The organism is Sulfurimonas indica (assembly GCF_009192995.1).
GTDB lineage: Bacteria > Campylobacterota > Campylobacteria > Campylobacterales > Sulfurimonadaceae > Sulfurimonas > Sulfurimonas indica.
This window is the reverse complement of sequence record NZ_SDID01000016.1, coordinates 1-1,272: the sequence shown is the minus strand read 5'-3', so window position 1 is coordinate 1,272 and position 1,272 is coordinate 1. Positions and strand designations below refer to the sequence as shown.

The window sequence follows — 1,272 nt, the reverse complement described above, 5'->3', positions numbered from 1 at the left end:
AGCTGGTAGAGCACGTCACTTTTAATGATGTGGCCGATGGTTCGAATCCATCACGGGACACCATTTTAAACTAAATATGCGGTGGTAGTTCAGTTGGTTAGAATACCTGCCTGTCACGCAGGGGGTCGCGAGTTCGAGTCTCGTCCACCGCGCCATTTTAGTTTGGATGGGCGCTTAGCTCAGTTGGTAGAGCGCTACCCTTACAAGGTAGATGTCACTGGTTCGAGTCCAGTAGTGCCCACCATTTATTTTAATAACCTTGTTATTGAAGAAAGTGACCCTTTCGTCTAGTGGCCAAGGACACTATCACTTCATGGTAGTAACAGAGGTTCAAATCCTTTAGGGGTCGCCATCATATGGTGTTTTATTTTCCATTTTAAATGGGCGCTTAGCTCAGTTGGTAGAGCGCTACCCTTACAAGGTAGATGTCACTGGTTCGAGTCCAGTAGTGCCCACCATTTTTTACTATATACGCGGTGGTAGTTCAGTTGGTTAGAATACCTGCCTGTCACGCAGGGGGTCGCGAGTTCGAGTCTCGTCCACCGCGCCACTTTCACAAATTAATTTCCTTCTATTTGATACATATTTTCTACAACTTGTACTCCAGTACAATATCAATTTTTTTTTAATTATCATAATATTTCTTTAACAATAGATTTTAGGAGTATATTATGGCTCAAGTAGTTGCAACAGTTTCAAGTATCAAGGGAACTTTTTATATTAAACAAAAAGATGGTTCATTAGTGGAGCTTTCCGTAGGTGATAAAATTCATGAAGGGGACTTAGTTGTTGGAGCATCATCTAACAGTGTAAATGATATGCTTATGGTTGTTTTAAATGATGGTAGTAGAAGTGGTATTTTTGGTAATGAAGAACAACTCTTTGATGCATCTTTATTGAACAAAGCTTTCTCAACTGATGAAACTGTAACAGAAAGTGATACTGTTATGACACTTTTTAATGATAACCAAAGTATTGACAATAGTGTAGAAAATATTGATGATATAAATACTGCTGCCGATGATGTGTCAAATCCATCTGATTCAAGCTATACTCCAGATTTTCAAGAGATTGATACAAATGCATTAAATATTGATATAAATGCAGAGCTACATGAGAGACAAGAACAAAATTATGTACAAACTTTTGATTTGCAAGAAGGAATAATTGGTGATCTCACGCAAAAAGAATTTTTAGATGCCAAGGCTGATTTGATTAGTTTAGTAAAAATAGCCAATGATGCAGCCCAAGCAGCAAACGATGCAGCAGCCG

Annotated in this window: 1 protein-coding gene and 5 tRNA genes; all 6 read left to right on the top strand. The window is 38.7% G+C overall.

The features are described 5' to 3' along the window. Positions 1-78 precede the first annotated feature (78 nt). Positions 79-155 (top strand) — tRNA-Asp (locus ES948_RS08130). Between the two features lie 13 nt (positions 156-168). Next, a tRNA-Val gene (locus ES948_RS08125) sits at positions 169-244 on the top strand. A 32-nt stretch (positions 245-276) separates the two neighbouring features. Beyond that, positions 277-352: transfer RNA gene (locus ES948_RS08120), tRNA-Glu, on the top strand. Between the two features lie 30 nt (positions 353-382). Further along, a tRNA-Val gene (locus ES948_RS08115) sits at positions 383-458 on the top strand. Positions 459-473: 15 nt separating this feature from the next. Next, positions 474-550: transfer RNA gene (locus ES948_RS08110), tRNA-Asp, on the top strand. A 121-nt stretch (positions 551-671) separates the two neighbouring features. Further along, the coding region (locus ES948_RS08105) for a FecR family protein (protein ID WP_484600304.1) at positions 672-1,272 on the top strand (601 nt) is incomplete at its 3' end.